Here is a 16,991-nt window from a genome sequence, read left to right on the forward strand (position 1 = left end):
GCGGTTCAGCAGTCCAGGTGCCACGATAGGACCCATGAAGCCCCGCGTTCTGGTAGTCGACGACGACTCCTCCCTGGCCGAGATGCTCGGCATCGTGCTGCGCACCGAAGGTTTCGAACCCGCGTTCGTGCCTGACGGCTCCAGAGCGCTGGCCGCCTTCCGCGAGGTCAAGCCCGACATCGTGCTGCTGGACCTGATGCTGCCGGGCATGAGCGGGATCGACGTCTGCCGCGCGATCCGGGCTGAGTCGGGCACCCCCATCATCATGCTGACCGCCAAGACCGACACCGTCGACATCGTGCTGGGCCTGGAATCGGGCGCCGACGACTACGTGGTCAAGCCGTTCAAGCCCAAGGAGCTCACCGCCCGGATGCGGGCCCGGCTGCGCCGCTACGACGAGGCCGGCGGCGAGACGCTGCTGATCGGGCCGCCGGAATCGCCGGTCAGCATCGACGTCCAGGCCCACCAGGTGGTCCGGGACGGCGTGCAGATCTCGCTGACCCCGCTGGAGTTCGACCTGCTGGTGGCGCTGGCCCGCAAGCCCCGGCAGGTGTTCACCCGCGAGGTGCTGCTGGAGCAGGTCTGGGGTTACCGGCACGCCGCCGACACCCGGCTGGTGAACGTGCACGTGCAGCGGCTGCGGTCCAAGGTCGAGCGCGACCCGGAGCGTCCCGAGGTGGTGCTGACCGTCCGCGGAGTCGGGTATAAAGCCGGGCCGCCGTGAACCCGGTCGCGCGGAGCTCGATCCAGAGCGGGCTGGAGACCCTGCCGGCCCGGCTGGGCCACCAGCTGCAGGGCGGCGCCGACTGGCTGAACCGCCGGTCCCGTCCCGGTCTGATGCGGCTGTCGGCCGCCTGGCGGCGCTCGCTGCAACTGCGCGTGGCAGCCACCACCACCATCGTCACCGGCCTGATCGTGTTGCTGATCGGGCTGTTCCTGGTGGACCAGATCGGCAAGGGCGTGCTGAAGGCCAAGCGCGATGCCGCGATCAGCCAGGCCTCGCTCGGCCTGGAAGCGGCTCTGGCCCAGTTCGAGGGACTCACCCCCGGTGACCTCAGCGGCATCCGGCAGGCCGTCGACCAGATCACCTCCGACCCCACCCGGTCCACCGGGGCGCTCGGCGGCGCGCTGTTCACCAAGGTGGTCCGCTCCACCGACCAGGCCGTGAACCGGCAGCTGGGGGTCACCCAGCAGCTCCCGGACGAGCTGCGCCGCCAGGTCGATCGGGGGACGATGGCGGTGCAGTACGCCCCCGTCCGGGTGCCCGGGCAGTCCGGTGAGGCGCCGGGCCTGATCGTCGGCCAGCCGCTGACCACCCAGGCCGGCACGTTCGAGCTGTACTACCTGTTCCCGCTGACCGCTGAGCAGAAGACCCTGGGGCTGGTGCAGCGCACCGTCCTGATCGCCGGGCTGGCCCTGGTGCTGCTGGTGGCCGCGATCGCGGCGCTGGTGACCCGCCAGGTCGTCCGGCCGGTCCGGGTGGCCGCGCAGACCGCCGGGCGGCTGGCCGGCGGCGCGCTGTCGGAGCGGATCAAGGTCTCTGGCGAGGATGACATCGCGCTGCTCGGCGAGTCGTTCAACGACATGGCCAACAGCCTGCAGCAGCAGATCCAGCGGTTGGAGAACCTCTCCCGGCTGCAGCAGCGGTTCACCTCCGACGTCTCGCACGAGCTGCGGACGCCGCTGACCACCATCCGGATGGCCGCCGAGCTGCTCTACGGCAGCCGGGAGGACTTCCCTCCCGAGCTGGCCCGCTCGGTCGAGCTGCTGACCAACGAGCTGGACCGGTTCGAGAGCCTGCTGGGCGACCTGCTGGAGATCTCCCGCTACGACGCGGGCGCGGCGTACCTGGAGACCGAGCAGGTCGACCTCCGCGGCATCGTCGAGCGCGCGGTGGCTGCTGCCGTGCCGCTGGCCGCCCGGCACGGGGTGGAGCTGCGGGCCGAACTCGGGGACCGGCAGGTGCTTGCCGAGGTGGACGCCCGGCGGGTCGAGCGGGTGCTGCGCAACCTGCTCGGCAACGCCCTGGACCATGCCGAGGGCCGGCCGGTGACCGTCCGGCTCGGCGCGGACGAGGAGTCGGTGGCGGTCACGGTGCGCGACGAGGGAGTCGGCCTGCGGCCCGGGGAGGCTGCCCTGGTGTTCAACAGGTTCTGGCGCGGCGACCCGTCGCGCAGCCGGCTGACCGGCGGCACGGGCCTGGGCCTGGCGATCAGCCTCGAGGACGTCCGGCTGCACCACGGCTGGCTGCAGGCCTGGGGGGCCCGCGGGCGCGGCGCGGTGTTCCGGATGACGCTGCCCCGGGTGGCCGGCGGGGAGCTGGACAGCTCGCCGCTGCCGCTGGAGCCGCCGGAGGTGCTGGCATGAGGGGTTTGATCGGGCTGCTGACGGCTGCGCTGCTGCTGGTCGGCTGCACGGGGGTGCCCACGGACTCGGCGCCGCTGGTGGTGCGCACCGTCGACCGGACCGATCCGGGTGGCCCGCAGCCGAACACCACTCCACGCGCCGGGGCCGCTCCGCGCGACATCGTCTACGACTTCCTGACCGCCGGGGTGGCCGCCAACGCCGGGCATTCCCAGTCCAGGCAGTTCCTCACCACCCGGGCATCCCGCAAGTGGCAGGACAGCACCGTGACGGTCGTCGATGAGACCACCGTCGGAGTGCCGACCATCACCGGCCGGGGGGCCACGGTCGAGGTCAAGGGGCGCCGAGCCGGCCAGCTGGATGCCACCGGCGTGTTCAGCCCCTCGTTGAAGGGCACCGGCGTCGGGGATCTGGAAACCTTCACCTTCGAGCTGGTCCAGGTCGATGGGCAGTGGCGGATCGACCAGCTGCAGACCGGGGTGCTGCTCAGCCAGTCGGCCTTCCAGCGGTCCTACCAGGCCCGCCGGCTCTACTTCTTCGACGCCGCCGAAGCGACCCTGGTGCCGGACGTGCGCTACAGCGCTCTGAGCGGCCAGGCGCTGGCCACCTGGTTGCTCGCGGCGCTGCTGGCCGGTCCGCGTCCGGAGCTCACCCAGGCGGTGACCAACGAGGTGCCCGACCAGGTCGGCCGGCCCACCGTCGTCGACAGCGACCCGATCGTGGTGGAGATGCCCGGCACCGGCCAGCTGGACGGCAACGCCCGCAACCGGTTGGCCGCCCAGCTCGCCTACACCCTGGCCCAGATCCGGTTCGTGCCCGGCGCCCAGGTCAAGCTGACCGACTCGGGGCGTGCGGTGGTCATTCCGCTCGCGCGCGGCTCGGTCTTCACGTCGGTGACGTTCTCCTCGGTGGGCCCGGACAGCGTCGCGCCCGGTGTGCAGCCCTACTTCCTGCGCGACGGCGCGGTCATCGACGGCATCGACAACAAGCCGGTCGGTGGCCCGCTGGGGCAGCCCGGCAGCGGCTTGACCTCGGTGGCGCTGCGCCGCAATGCCGCCGGTGACCTGCAGGTCGCCGCGGTGGCCGGCAACGTCCTCCAGATGGGCTCGACCACCAAGCTCTCCAGGGTGACGCTGCCCGCCGGCGCGTTGAGCCGTCCGGAATGGCGGCCGCACGCCAACGACGCCTGGATCGGCGTCGGCACCAAGGGCGCGATCTTCCGGATCAACCTGGACGGCGTTCCGGAGCAGGTCTCGATCACCTCGCCGGTCGGCGGGCTGCCACCCGGGCAGGTGCTGGCGCTGCGGTTCAGCTCGGACGGGGTGCGGCTGGCTGCCGTGCTGCGCGCCGCGGACGGGACCACCACCGCCTGGATGGGTTCGGTGGTCACCTCCGCCAGCGACGTCCGGATCGACTCGTTCGAGCCGCTGACCCCGGCCCGGCTGGTGGTCAACGACGTGGCCTGGGCAGATGCCACCAAGCTGCTGCTGGTGGCGCGGGTGCCGAACGACGAGACCCGGGTCTGGCAGGTCATGTCGGACGGCTCGGCGCTGAGCGGGCTGACCAACATCGGGCTGCCGGGCGCCCCGACCTCGATCGCCGCCGCGTCCCAGCAGTGGCCGCTGGTCTCGGCCAGCAACTCGATGTGGATCTTGGGACCCCGGAGCACGTGGACCACGTTCCCGGGCAACACCCCGACCCAGGGCACCAACCCGGTCTACGCGCCCTGACCTCGCGCGTTGGGCCGACGACCGGCGCGACAGCGGGCCGAGCAGAGCCCCGGTCGACGGCCTACAGTTCGGCAGCGCTCAGGCTGAGCTGGGCTGCCACGGCCCGCCGGTCGATCTTGCCATTGGCGTTGAGGGGCAGTTCGGCTGCCAGCACGAGTGACCGGGGGACCATGTAGGTCGGCAGCACCGCGCTCAGAGCGTCCCGCGCCGCGTCCTCCTCCTGCGCCAGCCCGGTGTACATCGCTCGAAGCTCGACCTCGCCGTCGCTGCCGGTCAGCGGCACTACCACCGCATCCATCACACCGGGCAGGTTGCGCAGGCACTGCTCGATCTCCGACAGCTCCACGCGGTAACCCCTGAGCTTGAGCTGGGTGTCCAGCCGGCCCCGGTGGAGCAATCCGTCCGGGGTGGTGCTGACCAGGTCGCCGGTGCGGTACCAGTGCAGGGCTGTCAGCGCCACGCTGCCGTCATAGGCGGTGAAACGGCCGTTGTCCTCGGTGTAGAACCGGCCGATGTCATCGGCGGGGTCGTGATAGCCGTCGAAGCGCTGCGGCCCCCGGACGCAGAGTTCGCCCTCCAGCGGGTCGGCCCGGCCGTCCTCGCCCACCAGCACGCATTCCAGGCTGGGGTAGAGGGCGCCGATCGGCACGGTGCCGTTGCTGGTCCTGGGCCAGTTGGCCGGGTCCTGCGGCAACCGGAATTCCGTGCAGCTGATGGTCAGCTCGGTCGGTCCGTAGATGTTTTCGATGACGCTGGTGGGCGCCGCTCGCTGCCACGCCTGAGCGGCCGTCTCGGTGAGCGCCTCGCCCACGAACATGCTCCAGCGCAGGTCGGGCATCACAGCTGGACCCAGGCCTCGCAGGCGTGCTGCGAAGGACACGATGGAAGGCACCGAGCACCAGTGGGTGATCCGCCTGCCGTTGACGAAACGGGCCGGGGACAACAGCTCCTGCCGGGAGGGCACCACCAGGGTCGCGCCCGATCCCCAGGCGGCGAAGAGGTCGAACACCGATGGGTCGAAGGTGAGGTCGAAGGTGTGGGAGAGCCGGCAGCCCGGCCCCAGCTCGTAGCGGGGGATCACGTGCCGCAGGTAGGCATCGACCGCGCGGTGGCTGATCGGCACTCCCTTGGGACGGCCGGTCGACCCCGAGGTGAACAGGATGTAGGCGATGTCGCCGGCGTCGGCAGCGCCGCAGGGGCCTTCGTACAGCGCGGGCTCGGGCAGCACGGTATCGGCTACCCGCAGCGTCGGCTGGTCACTGAAGGCGACCTGCTGGCCGGCTCCGGTCAGCACGACCTCCGGCCCGGCGGCCCGCACGATGGCGCCATTGCGCTCGTCGGGAAAGAGCGGGTTGAGGGGGACGACGGTGCTGCCCAACCGCAGGGCGGCCAGGTACCCGATGTAGGTGCTCAGGTCCCGGTTCGCCAGCAGGCCGACCCGCCGTGGCGGCACGCCCTGCCGGGCGGTCAGGATCTGCTCGGCAGCCTGGCGCACCAGCAGGTCCAAGCCGTGGTAGCTCACCTGGTTCCCGTCCACCTCGATCGCGCAGTCGTCCGGGTGGGCCGCGGCGCTTCGCCGGAACCAGGCGTCGAGGGTGTCAGACATGGGCGTTCTCCTTGTCGAGGGCGGCATGCTCAAGGTCGGCGAGCCGCTTGATGGTGAGCTGCGCGAGGCCGAGCCGGGGCCGGCCACGGGCGGCAGAGTCCGCCGCGAAGCGCATGGCGCGGGGCAGCTCGGCCCAGGCAGCCACCCGGTCGGCGGTGCGCTCATCGGACTCGGCGAGATCCTTCAGAGCGGCTTCGTGGTGGCGGGCCGCGGCCCACAGGTCCTGTTGCCAGAGGGACACCAACTCTGGTTGAGCCGCAAGCCGGGCGGTGATCCAGTCCAGGCTGGCTCCGGTGTCCGCCGTCCAGCAACCCACCTCGATCTGCCGCCGGGCCGGCTCGCGCCTGAGCCAGCGGTAACAGTGACTTGGCGGTGACGGCACCTGCTGCCCCAGCGCCATCTCATCGCGCGCCCGCAGGTGCGCTGGCTGGTCGCTGCTCGGATTCAGCAGCTCGGCCAGCCCGGCGTCGTCGACCACGGCCTCGGTGGCATGCGCGACGCCTTCGGGCAGCAGTGCTTCGAACGGGTCCAGCACCGACCAGCCACGCCTGGCGCGGGAGACCAGGACCCAGTGCGGTGAGCTGGCCCGGCCATGCAGCGGCGACCACGGCAACCTCGCGGCATCAGCCACTGCGATGACAGTGCCGTCGGCGTCGACGTCCGCGGCAAGCCGGTCCAGGGCGCCAGCCCAGTCGCCGGCGCCGGTGTAGCCGAGGGCGGTTGCCGCCCGAACGTCCAACCGGTCGTGCTGGGAGAACCGCGGCGCCACCGAGTCGGTTCGGACCCGGAGCCGCACCGCGGGGCCGAAGCGCTCGAGGACACCGGGATCGTCCCTGTGCAGAAGGGTGATCAGCGACGCCGTGTAGCAGCTGAGGCGGGCCGGCGCGAGGCCGGTGGCCTTCGACCGGGCTGCTTCACAGCCGGTCATCGAGCCACCTCGTAGGCACAGCTGAGCGGGATGCCCGACTCGCGCAACGCCTGCCAGCGGTACTCACCCCAGCGCCCGGTCACGGCTCCCGGCTGGACCTCGATCAGCCAGGGAGCACCGGCCATGCCCTGGCCGGACGCCTTGACACAGGCTTCCTGGATGCTCCAGATCCAGGCGAATTCGAGTGCTCGCTCGGCTGGATCGGATGGCAGCGGCGACCGGACACAGCGCTTGACCACGGCCTCGGACAGCTCGGCCGGCGGCAGCTGGATGTCGACACCGAGGCAGCCGCAGCGGCCGACTCCGGCCGCGATCCGGTCACCGTCATGGGACACGCTGACGGCGAGCCGGTCGGCTCCTGCCAGCACCGGGCGTCCGGACACCTCGGCCACGATGGCACGTTCGGCGTGCTCGGGCGCGACCGCCCGCAACAGCTCCCGCAGCAGGCGGCGGCCGGCCAGGAATTCCGCACGCCGCCACCGTGGCTGGTCGGGTGCGGCCTGCACGTCCGAGGGCGTTGCCATGCCGCGCACGGCGCCGGCCTCCTGGGTCGCCACCCACACCTCTGGATCCCCGCTCACCCGGATGACCTTCATGGCGTGCGGCTCGGCAGCAAGTCCGCTGCCCGGTCGGCGATAGCCGCCAGCATCAGATCCGTCGTCCCGCCACCGATGCCGAACACGGCGGCTTCGGCTTGCAGGCGCACCGCGCCACCGGGCAGATACCCTTGCGCGGCCTGCAGCCGGACGCAGGTCGAGAGCACCAGCTCAGCGGTCTGGGTCGCGGCCACCTTGAGGACCGCGGCGCCCGTGGCATCGAAGGTCCTGCCGAGGCGGTCCTCCTGGGCGATGACCAGACAGGCGAGCATCTGCTGCCGTACCAGCGCATCGGCGAAGCGCTGGCGCACCGCCGGGTTGTCCCAGAGCGGAGTGCCGTCGCTGGAACGCGACCGCAGCAGGGCCCGGGTCTGGTCCAGCGCCCGCGTGGTCATCGCCAGCGCCCATTGCGCGCCGGCGAGCCGCTCGCGGGTGATGTGCTGGGCGAAACTGGCCAAGCCGCGGCCCGGCCGCCCGACTACCCGGGTCAGCGGAACCTCCACGCGGTCGAACTCGACATCACCGATGCCCGCGCCGGCGAAGGCCTGCGCGGCCCCGGCGCGGACCTGGACACCCGGCGCCCCGGCAGGCACCAGAATCCAGGTGAAGGCGGTGAAATGCCGGCCCGGACGGTGCCGGGCGAGCACCAGGAACTCCGAGCAGGTCAGGGCGTTGGTGATCCACGTCTTCGTGCCGGTCAGCACCACCCGGTCGGCCAGCAGCTCCGCCGAGGTGGACATGCCGGTCAGGTCCGAGCCGGCCGACGCGGCATCGGTCGCGGCAAGGGCTACCAGCTGGTCTCCGGACAGCAACCGATCGAGCATCGGGCGCAGGAGATCCTGCCCGGCTGACAGCAGCAGCGGCAACGCGCTTGCCACCTGGACGCACACCGACAGCGTGATCCCGGCGTCGTCGCGGCGGTCAAGCTCGGTCAGCAGCGCCCGCAGCCGGTCAGCACGCACGCCGACCGCCTCGGCATCGGCACGGTAGAGCTCTGCCAGCAGGCCGGCTGACCCCAGCGCGGACCACACCCGCCCGGCATCGGCGGCAGCCGGAAGCGAATCCAGCGCTGCGGCAACCCGAGCGCGGTACCGGGCAGCGCCGGAGTCCGTGGCTTCCGGCGGTGCGGCGGCCGGCGTGAGCATGGCGCTAGACAAAGCGCACTGCCTGATCCAGCAGGGTGAACTTGCCGTCGACCTCGTGCAGCCGGTCGTTGCTGTAGTTCAGCGGGGCCGAGCGCAGGTCCCGCAGCGCGAACTCCAGCCGGGTCGGGGAATCGGCCAGATAGGCGTGCCGCATGCCGACGATATCCATCAGCGAGTCGACCACTCCCAGGCACTGCTCGGACGCCTGGATCTTGAGCGCGTTGAGCAGCAACTGGATGCGTGGCGAGCTGCGGTCGAGCGACTCCTCGACGACCGACCGGGTGTGCTGGAGCAGCGCATGGACGGTGTCCAGCCGGCAGCGTGCCTCGGACAGCCGGCGCAGCAGCAGGGGAGAATCAGTCGGATATTTCGATCGATTCGCCGGTTCGCGGATCAGGCTCAGCACCCGCGACAGCGCTCCCGCCGCGGTGCCGAGCCAGCATGCCGACCAGCCCAGGTGGGCCATCGGCCCGAACGTCTGCGTCGCGACCTGGCGGAAGCCGCCATGCCCGCCGATGACCCGGTCCGCCGCGACGCTGCCCCGCAGCTTCAGGGCGACGCTGTGACTAGCTCGCATTCCCAGCGGATTCCAGTTCCCGGACACCTGCAGGTCCAGCTCAGCTGCCTCGGCAAGCACCAGCGAAACCTCATGGGAGCCGCGGGCGAAGGGGCTCTGCATCGTGATCAGGAACGCATCGGCGTACGCGCCACCGGTGACGATCGGCGCGAAGCGGTCCAGCTGCAGCCGCCCGTCCTCGGCGCCGAGCTTGGCCTCGGAGGTCAGCAGGTGCCCGCCGGTGGCGAGCTCGGTCGTGATGGAGCCGAGGTAGAGCTGGCCGGCCGCGATCCTGGGCAACACCTGCGCCGCCAGGTCCTCGCCCGCGTGCTCGGTGATCGCGGCCACTTGCTGGCAATGCATGGCGAAGATCATCGCCACTGACATGTCCACCCGGCCGAGTTGCTCGGCGGCCTCGATCATCTCCCTCAGCCCGCCACCCATGCCGCCGAAACGGCCCGGAACCAGCAGGCCCAGCAGGCCGGTACGGCGCAGCTCGCCCAGCACCTCGACCGGAAAGGCCGCTTCAGCGTCGGTGCGACGGGAGTGCCGCTCTGCGACCGCGGCGACTTCGGCCACGGCCGCGTGCGGATCCGGAGCCGCCTGCGGCGCTGCCGCCAGCGGTGCGGTGGTCATGATCCGCTCGCCACAGCCGCGGAGCGCGCCATGTCCGTGCCGGCGCCTGGCTCGCTGCCGGCCATGCCGCTGCTTGCGGTGACCGCGGCCCAGAGGCTGCCGGCGGTCTCGAAGGTGGCGTCGACCATCAGCTCGTCAGGCAGCTGGTAGCCGAACTCGTCCTCGACGGCGAACAGCAGCTCGATGGCCTGCATGGAGTCCAGGCCCAGGTCGCGCAGGGAGGACTCCGGCGTTATCGGCTCGCTGCCGGCGAAGCGCAGGAAGGAACGCAGCAGCGCGTTGAAGCGAGGGTTCATGACGATGTTCTCCTTTGGGGGTACGGGGGCCGCAGTGATCGCGGTGTCGGAGCATGGGCGGGGGCGGACTGGGATGGGTGCGGGCTGGACGAGCCGTAGGGGCGGATCGGCCGGTCATGGGGCAGTCACAGTCGGGCTCCGGTGAAGGCTGAGCCGCGACGAGGAGACCACGGCGCTGCCGTGCAGATCGGAGTCGATGACCATCTCGGCCGGGAGCTCGTGACCGAGAAAGAGGGCCAGGCTCGCCGACAGGCCATACGCTCCCACGTTGGGCACCAGGAGGGCATCGCCGATCTCGACCCGGCCGAGTGGCTGGGCCCGGGCCCAGACATCCAGCGGCGTGCACAACGGGCCGCAGACCATGGTGGGCTCTGCCGGCCCGCCGGGCGGGCTGGACCCATCCGGGCTCTCAGCGGACCGTGTCAACAGCTGCGGCGAGAGCGGCGGCAGCCTGCGCAGCCCCGACATGCCACCGAGGTGATTGATCCCTGACTCCAGCACGACGACTTGGGTGCCCTGCGATGGTTTGACGTCGAGCACCCGGGTGATCAGCGCCCCTGCCGTGCCGACCAGGTATCGACCGCTCTCGTAACAGATCCGGTTGCCGGAGCCGAGGATCTCTTCGACCAGCTGGCTGAGCGGACGGCGCAACTGCGCGAAGTCGATCCGGCAACCCTCCTTGGCGAACGGCGCTCCGAAACCGCCACCGAGGTCGAAGGTGTCGATCCTGGCGCCGTGCTGGCCGAGCAGGTCGGCAAGCTCGCGGGCGGTGCGCAGCGCGCGCTCGAACTGCCTGAGCAGGTCGGCCACCGTGGTCAGGTTGGTGCCCATGTAGAGGTGCAGGCCGGTCACCGGTACCCGGGCCGAGCCGGCGAACCGGTCCGGCTGCGCGCGGATCCACCCCACGTCAGCGCCGAACTGCGAGCTGACCCCGGTCATGGTGAGTCCCTGGCCCGGCACCGGCTGGTCGTCATTGACCCGCAGCAGGCAACGGGCGGCGGTGTCCTGCTCGGCGGCAAGGCGGTCGATCTGCTGGAGGCCGGCCGGGGAGTCGACCGAGAATTCCACTACGCCAGCGCACAATGCCTGCGCGACGTCGCGGTCACGCTTGCCCGGTCCGGTGTAGAGCAGGTCGAGTCCCAGCCAGCCGGCATGCAACGCCGCTGCCAGCTCGCCACCAGAACACACCTCGGCCTTCACACCGATCGATCTGAGCTCGGAAAGCAGCACCGGATGGGGATTGGCCTTGAGCGAGTAGAAGATCTCGCTGCCTGAAGGCAACGCCTGCTGCAGCGCCTGGCAGTTGCGGCGGACCTCTGCGAGATCGTAGACGTAGGCCGGGCCATCGAGCGCGCTGGCCAGCATGGACAGCAACTGGTGGCCGGGGAGCGGCTGCCGTGCCATGAAAGCTGGCGGGTCCAGGATGTCAGGCATTGACAAGCTCCGGCAGCTCCGCCAGCTTGCGCCGGTTGATCTTGCCGTTGGAGGTCAACGGCAGCGCGTCGACGAAACGGATCCGGCGGGGAATCTTGTAGTCCTCCAGCTGGCCGGCAAGCGCTGCCAGCAGCTCCTCGTCGGATAGGCTGCCGACCGCGACCAGCACCGCCGGCCGGCGATCGGTGGGAACCAGGACGGCGCAGGACTGCACGCCCGGCACCCGCATGACCGCTGCTTCCACCTCGGTGGCGCTGACCCGGAAACCCCGCTCCTTGTAGAGGTCATCGCGGCGGCCGGCGAAGTACAGGTAACCGTCGCTGTCGCACCAGCCGTAGTCGCCGGTCCACAGCTCCGGGAACAGGCCCTCCCGCCGGACGAAGCGTTGTGCGGTGAGCTCGGGACGCCGCCAGTACCCCGCCATCACATGGGGTCCCCGGACGGTGATCTGACCGATCTCACCGGCCTCGACGGGATTGCCGTCGTCGTCGAGGATGGTGACCTCGGTGCCCGGAAGCGGCAGGCCGGAGCTGCCTGGACGCGCCAGGTCGCCATCGGGCGGCATGATGGTCGTGCGCTTGCACTCGGTCAGCCCGAACATCAGCTGGACCCGCAATCCCGGCACCGCTTGGCGAAGCTTGGCCAGCACGGCCGGTGGCATCGCGGCGCCGGTATTGGTCAGCAGCCGCAGCGGCAGCACCTGGGGAGACCGAGCCAGCAACCTGCTGAGCGCGTCGGCGACCATCGGCACCGCGGCGAGCACCGTTGCCTGGCTCGCGCGCAGGCTCCTCACCAGGGTCGGCCCGACATCAGCCGGCCGGCCCAGGTACACGTGGGCGCCGCTGAGAGCGCCGAGAAGGAGCTGGTACAGCCCGTAGTCGAAGGACAGCGGCAGGGGGCAGAACACCACGTCGTCGGCGCGGTACTCCAGCACGGACTGGATGGCCTGAGCCGCGAACAGGATCTGTGAGTGGGTGCTCACCACCGCCTTGGGCGCCGCGGTGCTGCCAGAGGTATAGATCATCAATGCCGGATCGACGGCCAGCACGGTACGTTCGGCTCGAGCTCCGGCGATCTCTTCCGCGCCATGGGCAACCGCCATCAACCGGGCGGCGTCCACGGCTGGGACACCGGGATCGGCTTCGGCTGCCGTCAGCGAGGCGACATCATCGATCACGAGCAGGGCAGGCTCGCTGTCGGTGAGCACATGCCGCAGCGGTTCGCCACGGACATGCTCGTGCTGGATGGCCAGAACCGCACCGGCTCGCGACGCGCCCCACAGCAGCGCTGCCACCAGCTGACCGCTGCCGCTCACCACGACGATCCGGTCTCCGCGCCCGACACCGTGCTGCGCCAACCAGGCAGCGATCCGGGCGGCCCGCAGGTGCAGCTCGGCGAAGGTGGTCGTCTCTCCCTGCGCGGTCAGGGCAGCCGCGTCGGGGCTGCGGCCGGCCGCGGCGGCCAGCAGGTCGTGGACGAGGGTCGGTGGCGTGCTCATGAGGCCTGCTCCGCGGTCCGGCTGCCGGGGCCAGGCGCTTGGCGTGCCAGAAGCCTCCGAAGGAAGCCGATGTCGTGCAGCTGAACGGGGTCGAGGTCCTCGGCGGCGAACTCGATCCCGAAGCTGCTCTCCAGCGCCTCCACCAGTTGCACCAGGCGCAGCGAGCTGTACCCGGGCAGTTCGGTGAGCGAGCTAGCTGCGGCGCAGTCACCGGCCGGGATTTTCAGCACGGTGGCGATAACGTCCAGCAGCGCCTGGTGATCGGCATCCAGCGCCGGCAAGGTGTTGGCCGCAGCGGGATCCACCGCTTGCCGGGCGTCCGCTGCTCCGGGCGGGGTGGTGGCCAGGACCGCGAGGTCGGCCCGCACCTGGCTGGCGAACATTCCGAAGACGCCAGCCGGAACCGTGCTGCCGCGTTCAGCCCGTCGCTGCGCCAGGTAGATCCGCTCGCAGACCAGCTTCCAGCTCTGCAGGTGCCGCTCGATGGCGGCCGGGTCGTGGCCGGGCCGCCCCGCCAGCCAGTGCGCTCGCAACCGGCGGGCGCGGCTGAGCAGCCAGGCCTCCAGCACCAGCGCGTCCAGGCCGGCCGGTGTGCCGGCCGCGGCCTCGAGACCGGTCAGGTAGTCCTCGATCGCCTGTTCGGTCAGCTCGACCTGATCCACCTCCGGTTCCAACGGCACGGCCACCAGCACGAGTGCGTGCTCCAGCCGGGCGGGCAGCTCTGCGAACTGCTCTGCGGCAACCACCCACCGCGCCGGCCGTGCCTGTCCCCACGGGGTGTCATTGACGTAGGCGTCTGCGAGCTCCACACCATCCGGGTGCCTCCTCACCAGGAAGCTGTGGGACATGTGCCGCTGCCCGGCGTAGGGAGTCCAGGCCAGATCGAAGGCGTCCGCCACAACGAATCGGGGTTGGCCGTCGGCAAGGTCGCCGAGCAGCTCGCCGGCGGTCAGGCCGGCCTGCGCGTGGGCAACCTGGAGGCCGAGATGGTCACGCGCATCGGCTAGCTGCTCGGCCAGGGTCGGCTCGACGGTATTGAGGCCGCCGGCGCCTCGCCGATGACGCAAGTGCAGCCGCCGGCCGAGCCGCAACTCCGTTGCCGAGCCGTGCGCGACATCGGCCAGCACTGCCAGATTGGCCTGCATGCAGTCCAAGGAATCGGCGTACCGAACCAGCTCGACGTCGATCGGGCTCGCCGTGCTGGCGACCGCTGCGGACAGGGTGTCTGTGTGCATCATGCCGTCACCTGCAGCCGGGAGATGTTGACGGCTCCGGTGAGCCCGGCCATGGCGGCGGCCAGCACCTCATCGCTGGGTCGCTCGTCCTGCAGCTGCCCTTGCAACAGCTGGTCATACGCCGCCAGATCGAGGTAGCCATGGCCGCTGACACAGACCAGCACCCCTTCCTGGCAGCGGTGCTCGGCATCCTGGCCGGTCGCGATCCGGGCGGCGGCCGCCAGCGCGTGGCCTGATTCGGGAGCGGGCAACACCGATTCGTGCAGGGTGAACAAGCGACCGGCCTCAAGCGCCTCGACCTGGTGGACCGCGGTCGCCGACAGCTGCTTGGCAGCGCGCATCGCCGAGATCACCTTGGCCGCGCCGTGGTAACGCAGGCCCGCCGAGTGTGAATCCGGCACCGCGTAGCTGCTGCCGATCGTGTACATGGCCTCCATCGGCCCGCTGCCGGTGGCATCGGTGTGGTCGTAGGCGTAGGTGCCACGGGTCAGCTTGGGAGTGCTCGCCGATTCGGCGCCGACCAGCAGCGGCATCGCCAGGTCACCGGCAGCGGCGGCGCAGGCGAACGGCAGCGCGATGCCGCCGAAGTTCGATCCCGCGCCCACCGAGCCGACGACGGCGTCCACCGTCGCCGACTGCTCGGCGAGCTGCTCAATGCTCTCCAGGCCGATCACCGACTGGTGGAGGATGCTGTAGGTCTCCCCGCTGCCGCTGCTGAAGGCGACGCCCTCCCGGGCCGCGGCGTACTGCACCGCCTCCCCGAGTGCCAGGCTCAACCCGTTCGCCTGATCGGCAACCACCTGACGCGAGATGTCGGTCAGCCCACTCGGGCTCGCGTGCACCTCAGCGCCCAGCATCCGCATCAGAACGCCGCGGTAAGGCTTCTTGCGCAGGCTGGATCCCACCATGAAAACCGTGCACGCGAGCCCGAACTGCGCGCAGGCAGCGGCTAGCGCGGTGCCCCATTGACCGGCGCCGGTTCCGGTGACCAGCTCGCGGACACCGGCTTGCTTGTAGTAGTACGCCTGGGCCAGGGCGGTGTTGTACTTGTGGCTGCCTGAGATGTTGCCGCCCTCGTACTTGGCCCAGATGGGGACCTTCGCCCCGATGGCCCGCTCGAAGCCGACGGCCCGCCACAGCGGAGTCGGCCGGTACCGGCGATAGGCTTCGAGCACCGGCTCAGGAATGTCCCAGAATTCCCGCTGACCGACCTGCTGGCGGGCCAGCGACATCGGCAGGTTGACCTGGACCGGCGCGCCGGTCGTGCGGTGCGGCGCGCGGTCCGCGGGCAGGTCATATCCCAGGTGCGGTATCACGCTGCGCCATTGAGCCGGGACGCTGCCCATCACGCCGTCCCCGCATCAGCGACCTGGGCCAGCACGATGTCGACCACGTCGGCCACCGTGGTGAATCGACGCCCGACGAACAGGTCATCCGGCAGCACGATGCCGCAGTCATCCTCCAACTGCATCATCATCCCGAGGAAACCCATCGAGGTGACCGACAGCAGCTCACCGTTCAGTGGCTCGTCGTCGGCAACCGCGCTCACCGGGGCCGATACCCGGGATTCGGTGAGCGCGACCCGCTTGACCGCGTCGTTGATGGATGTGCGCAGCTCCAGGTCAGTGGACATTGAGGGGCTCCTTCGAGGCGAGGTCCTGTGAGGCTGGCGCGCGGCCGGCATCGGCCCGCGCGCGTAAGGTGCCCCCGGCGTCGATGACCCAGCTGCGGGTCACCAGGTGGGACAGCGTCAACGGGCCGCGAACGTGCAACCGGCCGGTGCTGATGGACAGCTCGGGGCCGAGGCCGAGCGTCGGGCCGTCATGCAGGCGAAGGGATCCGTTGACGACCACCGCCGCCGCGTCCACGCCGCTGCAGAACCGCCGGACAGCGACCGGGTCGGCCGAGACGATCCCTTCGGTGTGGCCGGTTCCATGCGTGGTGATGTGCGCGATCGCAGCGTCCAGGTCCGGCACCGCCACCACGCCCAGGTGCGCGTCCGCGAACTCCCTGTCCAGGTCGCGAGGCTTCAATTCATGCCAGGTCACCGCTGAGCCGGCCAGCGGGCCCAGCTGGCCGGCCTCCACGTCGGCACCCACCACCCGCAGGGCGACCGGAGTGTGCTGCTGCGCCGCGGCCTCGGCCAGTGCCCGCAGGAAGGGTCGATAGGCGGATTGCTCCACCAGCGCGAATTCCAGCGTGTTGCAGGCCGTCGGCTCGCCGAGCTTGCTGTCCAGCGCGATCCGGGCCGCCTCGGTGAGCTCCGCAGTCGCGTCGATGTACAGGTGATTGATGCCGCCGCCACTGGCGATCACCGGAATGGTGCTGGCTCGCCGGCAGTACTCGATCAAGCTCGGACTGCCCCGCGGAATCAGCACGTCGATGGCGTCGGGACGTTGCAGCAGCGCCCGCAGGCCCGCGCGGTCCGGGTCGTGGAGCACCTGCGCCAGCCCCGGCGGCAGGCCGGCGTCGGCCAGCGCGTCAGCGAGCACCCGTCCCATGACCGAATTGGTGGCCGTCAGCTCCTGACCGCCCCGGAGGATGACGGCGTTGCCGACCGAGCACGCCAGCAACGCCGCCTCGACGGTCACCGTCGGCCGTGCCTCGTAGACCATGAGCAGCACGCCTAGCGGCTTGGGCAGCGCGCGCAGCGATCCCCAGGTGCCGGCCGGCCGGGACGGGCCCGCGGCGACCACGTCCTCCAGTGCGGCCGCCACCGTGCCGGTCAGCTGCAACAGCTGATCCAGCTGCGCGTCGCCGAGCCGCAGTCGATCGACAATGGCCTCGGGCAGACCCTTGCCGATCGCGGACTCGATGTCCTGGCTGTTCGCTTCGATGAGTGCCGGCCACCCCCGGACGAGCGCGGCAGCGACACGGGAGGGCAGCAGCCGGTAGCGGTCGTCGTCCAAGGGCGGTGCGTCGGTGAACGCTTTTCGTGCCCGTTGCAATAGCTCATCCATGACAAGT

At 70.9% G+C, this 16,991-nt stretch carries 15 protein-coding genes; 3 read left to right on the forward strand and 12 right to left on the reverse strand.

All coding sequences use genetic code 11. The features are described from left to right. The first annotated feature begins 34 nt into the window (after nt 1-34). From mtrA to VF612_RS16600, 3 genes are read left to right on the forward strand one after another with little or no spacing between them, the layout of a single operon-like run. Nucleotides 35-724: an MtrAB system response regulator MtrA gene (gene mtrA, locus VF612_RS16590; RefSeq protein ID WP_408660959.1), complete on the forward strand. Its 690-nt coding sequence runs from the start codon at nt 35-37 to the stop codon at nt 722-724. Next, nucleotides 721-2,367 carry an MtrAB system histidine kinase MtrB gene (gene mtrB / locus VF612_RS16595; RefSeq protein ID WP_408660960.1) on the forward strand — a complete coding sequence of 549 codons (1,647 nt, stop codon included), beginning with the start codon at nt 721-723 and terminating at the stop codon, nt 2,365-2,367. The genes mtrA and mtrB overlap by 4 nt, the downstream gene beginning before the upstream one ends. After that, entirely contained in the window at nt 2,364-4,094 is a 1,731-nt protein-coding gene (locus VF612_RS16600) for a GerMN domain-containing protein (protein ID WP_408660961.1), read from the forward strand. Before mtrB ends, VF612_RS16600 begins: the two co-directional genes overlap by 4 nt. Nucleotides 4,095-4,155: 61 nt before the next feature. Here the strand turns inward: VF612_RS16600 and VF612_RS16605 are convergent, their stop codons facing one another. From VF612_RS16605 to VF612_RS16660, 12 genes are all read right to left on the reverse strand, one after another. After that, complete coding sequence (locus VF612_RS16605; protein ID WP_408660962.1) at nt 4,156-5,700, reverse strand: AMP-binding protein; 1,545 nt, start codon at nt 5,698-5,700, stop codon at nt 4,156-4,158. After that, on the reverse strand, nt 5,693-6,628 hold the full coding sequence (locus tag VF612_RS16610; RefSeq protein WP_408660963.1) for a hypothetical protein: 936 nt from the start codon (nt 6,626-6,628) through the stop codon (nt 5,693-5,695). Before VF612_RS16610 ends, VF612_RS16605 begins: the two co-directional genes overlap by 8 nt. Beyond that, nucleotides 6,625-7,209 (reverse strand): 4'-phosphopantetheinyl transferase family protein, encoded by a 585-nt coding sequence (locus tag VF612_RS16615; RefSeq protein WP_408660964.1) that lies wholly within the window; start codon nt 7,207-7,209, stop codon nt 6,625-6,627. The genes VF612_RS16610 and VF612_RS16615 overlap by 4 nt, the downstream gene beginning before the upstream one ends. Nucleotides 7,210-7,220: 11 nt before the next feature. Continuing rightward, a complete protein-coding gene (locus VF612_RS16620) occupies nt 7,221-8,369 on the reverse strand; it encodes an acyl-CoA dehydrogenase family protein (protein ID WP_408660965.1) in 1,149 nt (382 codons plus the stop codon). 4 nt (nt 8,370-8,373) lie between these two features. Then, nucleotides 8,374-9,561 carry an acyl-CoA dehydrogenase family protein gene (locus VF612_RS16625; RefSeq protein ID WP_408660966.1) on the reverse strand — a complete coding sequence of 396 codons (1,188 nt, stop codon included), beginning with the start codon at nt 9,559-9,561 and terminating at the stop codon, nt 8,374-8,376. After that, nucleotides 9,558-9,857 carry an acyl carrier protein gene (locus VF612_RS16630; RefSeq protein ID WP_408660967.1) on the reverse strand — a complete coding sequence of 100 codons (300 nt, stop codon included), beginning with the start codon at nt 9,855-9,857 and terminating at the stop codon, nt 9,558-9,560. The genes VF612_RS16625 and VF612_RS16630 overlap by 4 nt, the downstream gene beginning before the upstream one ends. Nucleotides 9,858-9,971: 114 nt before the next feature. Further along, nucleotides 9,972-11,222, reverse strand: coding sequence for a type III PLP-dependent enzyme (locus tag VF612_RS16635; protein ID WP_408660994.1), 1,251 nt, complete (start codon nt 11,220-11,222; stop codon nt 9,972-9,974). A gap of 61 nt (nt 11,223-11,283) precedes the next feature. Continuing rightward, a complete protein-coding gene (locus VF612_RS16640; protein ID WP_408660968.1) occupies nt 11,284-12,789 on the reverse strand; it encodes a class I adenylate-forming enzyme family protein in 1,506 nt (501 codons plus the stop codon). Then, nucleotides 12,786-14,027 carry an acyl carrier protein gene (locus VF612_RS16645; RefSeq protein WP_408660969.1) on the reverse strand — a complete coding sequence of 414 codons (1,242 nt, stop codon included), beginning with the start codon at nt 14,025-14,027 and terminating at the stop codon, nt 12,786-12,788. The genes VF612_RS16640 and VF612_RS16645 overlap by 4 nt, the downstream gene beginning before the upstream one ends. After that, the gene (locus VF612_RS16650) at nt 14,024-15,370 is read right to left on the reverse strand and encodes a TrpB-like pyridoxal phosphate-dependent enzyme (RefSeq protein WP_408660970.1); all 1,347 of its coding nucleotides are present in this window, start codon (nt 15,368-15,370) and stop codon (nt 14,024-14,026) included. Before VF612_RS16650 ends, VF612_RS16645 begins: the two co-directional genes overlap by 4 nt. Further along, nucleotides 15,370-15,657 carry an acyl carrier protein gene (locus VF612_RS16655; protein WP_408660971.1) on the reverse strand — a complete coding sequence of 96 codons (288 nt, stop codon included), beginning with the start codon at nt 15,655-15,657 and terminating at the stop codon, nt 15,370-15,372. Before VF612_RS16655 ends, VF612_RS16650 begins: the two co-directional genes overlap by 1 nt. Then, nucleotides 15,647-16,984: a glutamate-5-semialdehyde dehydrogenase gene (locus VF612_RS16660; RefSeq protein WP_408660972.1), complete on the reverse strand. Its 1,338-nt coding sequence runs from the start codon at nt 16,982-16,984 to the stop codon at nt 15,647-15,649. Before VF612_RS16660 ends, VF612_RS16655 begins: the two co-directional genes overlap by 11 nt. Nucleotides 16,985-16,991 lie beyond the last annotated feature (7 nt).

The sequence above is a fragment of the Jatrophihabitans sp. genome (assembly GCF_036388195.1).
Lineage (GTDB): Bacteria > Actinomycetota > Actinomycetes > Mycobacteriales > Jatrophihabitantaceae > Jatrophihabitans_A.